The organism is Microbulbifer sp. CnH-101-G (assembly GCF_052466775.1).
In genome coordinates, this window is sequence record NZ_CP174292.1 from 4249479 (window position 1) to 4258429 (window position 8951).

Sequence of the window (8951 nt, forward strand, 5' to 3'; positions counted from 1 at the left end):
CAGCAAGATGTATTGTTGGTTAGGCTGTATATTAATTATTCTCACATATAAAAAATCTAAAAGACCGCTTGAGGTAATTATTGTTAATGGCCAAGATTTTTTAATGAGTCGGCGGATATCTTGCTGTAAAAAATTTGATTTTTGGGAAAGCTCTTTGTTTTACGTCGCCCAATTTACTTTTATAAAGATCTCCTTGGGTAGAATATGAATTAGCCACCAATCAATACGGTGGGGCATCCAATAACAATCTTACCCCCATGACCAGTAGTATCTCCCATTCGAGCAGCAGGCTTTTTTTGCAGCATCACGGTAGTGCTACCCATAGCAACTGTATCCGGCGGTCCTACGCAGGTGCAGGTGCTACCCACGGTGGCAGATGGCATACCACCGATAATTACCGTCGGAGCACCAGGGCTGAGAATCGGGCCGCCTACATGCGGGACCGTCCCAGTCACCATTGGACAGACATGCATATCGGTGATACGTGAAGCTGGCTTGCCCATGATTTATTCCTTAATTCTTCCATTACCGCCACGGGCCAAATCCAGCCCCTGCTTCATATAGCGGTCGAAGCGTTTTGCAGGGTCAACCGGGTCAGATAAGACCGCAGCCAATGTGATACTGCCGGCCACCGCGTGTGCATACAGGTGCTCGGGTGGTTCAACAACAGGTTCGTCTTCGGCAGCTAAGCTGCCGTGACACCAACTGGCTGCGGTAGCTGCCCAGCTTGCCGGCGTCTTGTGTTTGGTTTTATCGCCCAGAGCTTTGCACTTTAAGCGTGACTCTTCGTTAGGTTTTTTGGCCCAAGTCTCTGCAGCGATCAACGCACTGACATTGTCTTCGTCAGTTTCAGGACTTTGTATATCACGTGCTGCAAGGCAGGCCCACCATACTGCTTCACGTTTAGGCAAGCCATGGGCTAGTAGTTTTATGGCATCCGGGTAGAGACCAGCTTCCACAAGCTGATTAATACTCACCTCAGGTGCTGTATCAGGCACCAGGTGCTCTTCTGCCTCCTCGCTGACCTCAAAATTCTTTAGAAGCTCAGCTGCAGTGAGCGCTTGGACTTTGATCAGATCGGTCATCTATTGTTAAACCCCATCAATTGATCATGGTAACGCCACCTTTCAAGGTGAGCATACCACCGCCTTTAACTTCCGCAGTTGCGTCCCCTTTACAGGAAAGCATGGTTCCTTTGATGGTGATACCTGCTGGTGTTAGCTTGATGCTACTACCGCCAACCTTCAACTCGATAGATGCTTTAGAGGTTATCTTAATTGCCCCCATGGCATCAGTGGTCTGGCTGCCCTTGCTGACCTTAAGGGTATGATTACCTGAACCGATGGTGACAACTTGGTTACCCTTATTGACATTGAGTTTTTGGTCACCCTTGGCAATAGTGACAATTTCACTGCCGTCAGTAACAGTAATACTTCGATCCTGTTTGATTTCTAGAGTCTGCTGGTTTTCTATTTTACCGGTTTGGTCATTGTGGATCACAAAGTTATGATCTTTCCCGGCCTCCATATATATTTCTTCGTTGCCACTCTTGTCATCAAATCTGAGCTCATTGAAGGTGCTGCCTTCATACTCAGTTTTCCAGCCGCTTTGTGTGGCTGTGTAGTTGGGCCCCGGGTTGTCTCCGTTATAAACGGCTCCGGTAATCAAGGGGCGATCTGGATCACCATTGATATAGGTGACAACCACCTCCTGATTAACTCTGGGGACAAAATTAGCCCCCCAATTTTTGCCGGCAAAAGACTGCATAACTCTTACCCAGCAACTGTTCTGTTGTGAGTTCCAGGGAAACTTAACTTTGAGCTGTGTGTAGGGGTCTTGAGAGCTGTCTGAAGCCGTTGCTTTAACTTCTAAAACCCGTGCTACCTGCGGTGAATGGATTTTCTTCGCGCACACATTGGGCTGAGGGCGAGGCATCACACTAGAAGGTATACAGCTAAAGGTGTTGTGGAAGTGGGTATCTATACCGTTTCCATCCGCAGCAGAGATATGCACGGAGGTAATAAGATACTTTCCTTTTTCGGAGGACAGCGAGTGATCGAAATTAAAGCGCCCGCCTGCGGTAAAGGATGGGCAGTCACTACGACCATGGCTCACATCGAAAAGCGCTTCTTGCGCTTCCATCGCCCGCTCGGCAAGTGCTTTGTGATAGCTGTCAGTAAATTTATGCTTGTGCTCACCGTCGGCCTGGAAATGGTTTAAGCCATAGAGGCCGCGCATATAGTTTGCAACATCATTCAGCTGGCTGGTGGTTTTTACCTGCTGCTTGTTATCCTTGGTAGCGGTGTACTCGCTATAGTCTTTTAGCTCAAACCCACCGCCATGATAATTGAAGTTTCTTCTCCAGCTACTCACAGTATTTTTGGTGGGGTGACTGCCTCCGCCATCGTATTCGATGTTTACGCTCTCACAGTCATAGAAATCCTGGGAATCATCACATAGCACAAGCTCATGTTGTCCCGCAGAGTGCTTAAAATAATAAGAGATGCCTTCTTCAGCCATCAGGCGATTGACAAACTCAAAGTCACTCTCATCAAACTGAACACAATATTCACGAGCAATATATTCGGCGTTTAGCTTTAGGGTTAGCCTTATAACACGGCTGTACTCTCCGAGAACCTCTTCCAAGATTTGCTTGGCTGATTTGTTTTCAAATACCCTGTTGCTGCCAGCCAAGCTAGTAAACCACAGACCGGGCTGTAAAATAGCGCTATAACTGCGTACACCCTCAGCATTGACATCATGCAGGGAGAACTGTGTGACGTAGCCATTAATATAACGTGGTGTTTCTGCATGATGAATGGATACCGTTACTGGTTTGCCGACAATATCCTTTTGCTCGATAGCATGGTCATCAGAAAGCAATTGTACTTCATAGCGAAAAAGCTTAGATATGTGCTCTTCGCCTTGCAGGGTCGTAGCAATTAGCGCATCTGTGCCAACCGGGCTATCGACCGTAATCATTCTTTTATCTTGATTGAGTGTAGCCATGGGCAGCCCCAACTATCCCTACGGTGCCTGAAAGAAATGAGAAACTAGCAGATTTGCAGATCTTTAGCTGAAAGCTCAATAAGCACTCAGCTAAAGACCTGTTTAGATAGCCCGCAGAATTCTGCAGGCCATCTTTCTTCCAAAAAGGAAGTAGACCTATTACAGCGGAGTAGCAGTAGTGAGGTCGTATCCAACACGCATGTTTTTGGGGTTCTTGTTGGATTTGTCTGCGTGGTTGAGGTCAGCCTCAATTTTGGCAAAGCTCAGGGAGATGGACTCCTGAGGAGCGCCACCAGCAGAAGCACCAATGCTGTAGGAGGAGATCAGTACGTTTTCCAGCTTGTAAACTGCATACTTTTCTACAGAGTTAGCGCCAGTCTGTACAACGTGGATTTCGACAGGTACACCTTCGTCACCGGTTACAGAAGCCTTGAACAGGCCGCCGGATGCAGCGTCAATACGCTTGGTGAAGGTAACTTCACTCAGGCTTGGGCGAGAGGCTTCACGGTTGGAGGTAGCGCCGGCTTCCATGGTGATACCGCGACCAACACCAAAGTTGAAGCTGTCAACTTCGATCCAGTCTTCATAACCCTGGGCGGTAACATTACCTTTGGTGGCCAATTTGTTGAAGTTCATGTAGATAGCCATGGGAAATCCCTCTTTGTTGGCTTGAGATGTAGGTGATTAATTCCTCACTACCACATTAGTGCGGCAGCTCAGGTGGTGTCGCAATGACAACTAAGGTGATTTAAACAGAGGAAAATGCAAAAAAAAACCGAATTTTTACCCTATTAAATCGACTCTGGCACTAATTACTGAAGAGAGAATCTTGATCGTTGAGGGGATGCAGGTTGTGCTTATTCGACTCTGACACTAATTAATTTGCTATCGCCCAGTAAGGATCATTGACCAAAAACACGCGACTGGCTGCTAAAAAATTAAGAATTGTTAACGGCATTATCTTAGTGAAATACATTGAAATAAGGTTTTTGGCTTACTATCTGCAGTTGTAAGGCAGTGTAATTACTTGTGCTGGTGGTTGGGTTCTCCGCAGACCCTGTAATTCCCGAGAGGTTTGTTCAAAGTAGTTTATAGTCGATCTTATTTGCTTACCCCTTCATTGTTGCCTCCAGGGCTGTTCGATATACTTTGCCCCTATTTAGCTTGACAACCGGTCTGTAGCATTTTGTTGTTACGGTCTTTGGGTGTGTCGAAAAGCTTTCCCATGGAGGCGGAATTGAACGATAAGACACGTGTTGTTCGGCCGAACGGCAATCTGCCCGGTCCGGATAAATCTAAGCAGGGACTGACAGAAGATGGCGATGTAACAGTCGTTGTCCATCAGGACTCCACTGGGAAAAATGACCACCCACCAGTACGTGGAGCTCAAGCAATTCTGCCGTCCGCTGCAGCTGGCTTCAATGCGGACGCTACAGTCTTTAGTCCCACTCCACGAAAGAATACCGGGCAAAAGAGAGAGCCAGGCCAGCTTTCAGGTGGATTCCCAGCGAATCCTATTGATACCTCAGGTTCATTTGAGCCATTGCCCTCCGGAGCTGTTACCAAAACGGTTATCAAAGGGCGCTTTGAGCTGGATAAGCTCCTCGGGGTTGGCGGGATGGGAGCGGTTTATAAGGCTCTTGATCGCCGTAAGCTGGAAGCCAATGACAGTGAGCCCTACGTGGCCATTAAACTGTTAAATGACGACTTTCAAAAACATCCCGATGCTTTTATTTCCCTGCAGCGTGAAGCGCGCAAGTCACAGACACTGGCCCATCCCAATATCGTAACCGTCTACGATTTCGACCGCGATGGCGACCGGGTCTTTATGACAATGGAGTTCCTTGAGGGTGCTCCGCTTGACAAGCTCTTGAGAGAGCACGCTGATGTCGGACTGGGGCCGGAAAAGGCGCGATCCGTCTTTTCTGATATTTCTCAGGCCCTGATCTACGCCCATTCGCATAAGATCGTCCATTCAGACTTTAAGCCCGGCAATATCTTTGTCACTAGTAAGAAAGGCGCAAAGGTTTTTGACTTTGGTATTGCCAGGGCGGTCTCTGAAGGGGGAATCGCCAACAAAACCGGTGAAACTACGGTCTTTGATGCTGGAAGCCTGGGAGCACTGACCCCGGCTTATGCCAGTTATGAGATGCTCAAAGGGGCAGAGCCAGCCCCATCTGATGATGTCTATGCTCTGGGCTGTGTAGCCTATGAGTTGTTTTGCGGTCGGCATCCCTATGACAAGGTTCCCGCCGATAAGGCTTTTGAGAAGAAGCTCCGGCCCAAACGTATTAAGGGTTTAAATCGGCGGGAATGGCGTGCCCTCGAAGCCGCTTTGCAGCTTACACGGGAAGAGCGCACCGATTCTGTAGAGAAGTTTGTCCAGGCATTTTTTGTCAGCAATACCTGGAAGTGGGTATTGGGCGGTGCCTTTGCCATGGTTCTTGTAGGGGCCGGTGTGGGTTATAACCACTTGGAGCAGCAAAATACAGCTGAACAGGCAAGGGTGAAAGTCGAACTGGAGAAAAAGCTCCAGGAGGAACTGCTGCAGCGGCGAATTAGCGACAAAAAAGAAGCGATAAATCGCCTGGTGTCTCTGAGTATCCTCACTCCAGCCTGGGAAAAGGATCTCCGTATTGAGCTACACGAGTATTCGGAGCTTAACCCTAGTGATGAGGAGTTTCTCGATAATAAACGTCGTGAGATTTCAGAGCTCTTCCTCGCTGCAGCTACGGGGCAGTTAAACCTCGGCAACCTGGATCAAGCGGACTCCATGTTAGAAAGCGCCGCGAGTTGGTATGGCGTATCCAGTCAGGCTGTGGCGATTAAATCCCAGTTAGCGACCGATAGAGAGAATCTCCGAGCTCGCCTGGAAAATGAACGCCTGGAAGCTGAACGCGAGGCAGAACGCATTCGACTTGCGGAGGAGCGGGCCGAACGCCGTCGCTTGGCTGCCATAAAAAACAAGCAGATTGATACTGTATTGTCCAATATGGAAGCCGCTCTCACCTGTGGATTCGATATGAATGTCGCTGCCGTGGGAGCCCAGTTATCACAGCTAGCAAAGCTGGATAGTGTTAAAGCTAGACAGATTCGCCCGGTTGTCGGTGAAGAACTGAATAACTGTGCCACTAAGCTGGGTGCAGAAGACCCCTTAAGAACAGAGGCACTGGTCGATGAATTTAGGGCGCTTCTCCCGGGTTACCAGCCTCTCAAAGAATTCAAGCTGGATTTCTGTGGTCACCTGGTGCCAGGTAGTGGCGGTAGAGGGGCGCGTTACAGCTGCCGTGATCGCCTCGCAGATGGCACCAAGGGACCGGCAATGGTGGTTGTCAGAGGGGTGAGTGGTCGTCCCCTGGCTGTTAGTAAGTATGAAGTCAGCAATCGTGACCTGGGTTACTACTGCAGTGCCACCAAGCAGTGTGGAGCTTTAGATATCGCTGCGGGCGATTTGCCAGCCAATAACTTAACCCTTCAAGACGCAGAGGCCTATCTCAGCTGGTTATCCGAGGAGACCGGATACCATTATCGTCTTCCCACCGAGCAGGAATGGTTTGCCGCAGCCAGTGCCAATGGTCAGGAAGAGGTAGCAGATCGCAATTGCCACTTAAAATACGGCGGTATCGAGAAAGGTGTCGAGTTGGTGCCCGCGCAGGACGGCTCGATAAACAGGTTTGGCCTGGTAAATGCTGTGGGTAATGTCCAGGAGTGGGCCAGAGGAACCGAAGGGGAGTTACTCGCACTCGGTGGTAATCGACAAGACCCTATGAGCCGCTGTCTCGCTACAACCAAAAGGCTTCACGCAGGTCTTGCAGATGAATTAACGGGCTTTCGCATCGTCAGGGATGTGAATTAATAAGAAATACGTCGTCGCCTCCTTTTTAGACAGGGGACGACTTTATAAAAATGAGTATTTTGGGGGAGTTATGCTTGGGCTTGGAAAAAGTAAGCTGGCACTGTTTGTGGGTGCAGGTTTTCTGTTATCGAATTTGCCAGTTTATGCTCAAGATGAAGGTTCCAGCTTCCGCAGTCGCGTAAGGCAAGCCTTCGATCAGGATACACCCACCGTTAATGAGGCGGATGTCACCAAAGATTTCCTGCAGCGCACCTACGAAGCCGAAGATCCGAATCTCAATACCGAGATCCCCGAGATATCCCAGCGTAATCAAGGCCCTAGAATTACGGTTAAGAAATTTAGATTCCATCGACTGGAGGAATATCCGGACTTTGGTATCGAACGTGAAGTTATCGAAGAGATGGCAGAGAAGCTTCGTGTTAAATATATGAAAGAGGATAAAATCCTTGCCAGCGGTTATACCGTAGATAACCTCGAGGAATTGGCAGTTTTATTGGGCAACATGAAAGCCCAATTTAGTCCAGGTGGCTTGGGCCCGGCAGAACTCAAAAAACTTGTCAGTGTCATCGAGAAGCAGAATAAAGAACGCGGATTAAGTTATGCCGATCTTGAAGAGATTGCTGCGGAGCTGACTAATTTTTACCGTCGTCAGGGGCTTTTTCTCGCGCAGGTACAAATACCTGCTCAAGATGTTGAAGATGGTGTAGTTACTTTCACTATTCAGGAGGGGCTGTTAGGACAAGTAGTCGCTGAAGATAATAAGCGTTATGCCTTGGAGCAACTTACAGAGCCTTTTGAGACTCAAAGAGGGGAGTTGGTTAATCATGAAAATATTGAGGAGGGGTTATATCTTCTCAATGATTTACCAGGCCTAAATGTTACTGGGTATTTCAGTGCGGGAGACAACCCCGGCGAAACCAAGCTTAATTTGAAGGCACGTGAATCAAGCACTTTTACATCTTCTTTAAGGCTAGATAATCATGGATCTCTTTATACCGGTAATGAAAGGGCGTATGTTACAACCGATTGGTTAAACCCATTAGGTATCGGTGATGCTCTAACGATAAGTTATTTAAAGTCTGCACTTGATTCTGGTGAGGACCTAGGTTCTGATTTGGCTCAGTTTAGATATAGCCTTCCCTTCTTCTCCCCTCGTACAAGGCTCGAAATTTCAGCGGATTATAATGAGTTTAATCTCTATGATGAGGAAAATATGGATAACATCATAAATAGATTAAATATTTCTGGTGTAAGTAAAAGCTACGCCATTTCCCTAGATCATAAATTTAGAAGGTCACGTGATTTTAACTTCACAGGATCCTTTGGCCTGACTGAAAAAGAGTCTGAGGTTGAAGGAAGCATTGAATTTACAAACGATCATGTTTATGGCGGTGAGGCTGGTTTTTATTTAGATAGTCTATCTAATGGCTTGATTTCCATGTTGAATGTAGTGAATGTAAATCTTCAATATGGTGAACATCAGAATGATGTTGAAGCCGGGCGGGGAGATGAATTTAATAAAGTGGCGATCAATACTAGCTCACTGCTTTTCCTTCCTATGCCTTTTGTTGATGAGCAATCAAGGCTCATCTTAAAAGGGCGAGCGCAATATAGTGAAAGCAATTTGCCTGGATTTGAGCAGATGTCACTAGGTGGGGCAAATGGAGTTCGCGCATTTGCGGTAAGAGATTTCTCTGCAGATAAAGGTGCTGTTTTGTCTGCAGAGTGGTATATGAACGTTCCCGAAGTGATCAATCCGGTGCTTTTTGGTCAGCGTCTAAACGATATTGTGCAAGTTGCCCTGATAGCTGATGTGGGTTATGGCTTTGTTAATAACTATGAAGAGACACTGGATGATGATTGGGCCAGGTTCTCTGGGGCGGGTGTGCTCTTCAAATTCAATTGGGACGACAAATTCTCAAGTAAAGTTTCCATGGCCTGGCCAATCATGTCCAGCACATCAATAACCAATATTGCTGTTGGCGAGGATGAGCCAACCATTTATGCAGATTTTTCAGTTTTTTATAACTGATTAAAAAATTTTGAATTGCTAACGATAACAAAGTACCTCTTTGTAGGGTTCTGG

6 protein-coding genes are annotated in these 8951 nt (G+C 47.4%); 2 read left to right on the top strand and 4 right to left on the bottom strand.

The window, feature by feature from the left end; genetic code table 11:
• Positions 1–209: 209 nt before the first annotated feature.
• The 4 genes from ACJJID_RS18870 to ACJJID_RS18885 form a co-directional block, all read right to left on the bottom strand.
• Entirely contained in the window at positions 210–503 is a 294-nt protein-coding gene (locus ACJJID_RS18870) for a PAAR domain-containing protein (RefSeq protein WP_152450772.1), read from the bottom strand.
• A gap of 3 nt (positions 504–506) precedes the next feature.
• Positions 507–1085 carry a DUF6931 family protein gene (locus ACJJID_RS18875; RefSeq protein ID WP_444920787.1) on the bottom strand — a complete coding sequence of 193 codons (579 nt, stop codon included), beginning with the start codon at positions 1083–1085 and terminating at the stop codon, positions 507–509.
• Between the two features lie 16 nt (positions 1086–1101).
• On the bottom strand, positions 1102–3009 hold the full coding sequence (locus ACJJID_RS18880) for a type VI secretion system Vgr family protein (RefSeq protein ID WP_444920788.1): 1908 nt from the start codon (positions 3007–3009) through the stop codon (positions 1102–1104).
• Positions 3010–3168: 159 nt separating this feature from the next.
• Positions 3169–3657: an Hcp family type VI secretion system effector gene (locus tag ACJJID_RS18885; RefSeq protein WP_152450779.1), complete on the bottom strand. Its 489-nt coding sequence runs from the start codon at positions 3655–3657 to the stop codon at positions 3169–3171.
• Positions 3658–4246: 589 nt separating this feature from the next.
• On the opposite strand from ACJJID_RS18885, the gene ACJJID_RS18890 reads away from it, so the two are divergent.
• Both ACJJID_RS18890 and ACJJID_RS18895 read left to right on the top strand, forming a co-directional pair.
• Positions 4247–6865 carry a bifunctional serine/threonine-protein kinase/formylglycine-generating enzyme family protein gene (locus ACJJID_RS18890; protein ID WP_444920789.1) on the top strand — a complete coding sequence of 873 codons (2619 nt, stop codon included), beginning with the start codon at positions 4247–4249 and terminating at the stop codon, positions 6863–6865.
• A gap of 70 nt (positions 6866–6935) precedes the next feature.
• Positions 6936–8897: a ShlB/FhaC/HecB family hemolysin secretion/activation protein gene (locus ACJJID_RS18895; RefSeq protein ID WP_444920790.1), complete on the top strand. Its 1962-nt coding sequence runs from the start codon at positions 6936–6938 to the stop codon at positions 8895–8897.
• Positions 8898–8951 lie beyond the last annotated feature (54 nt).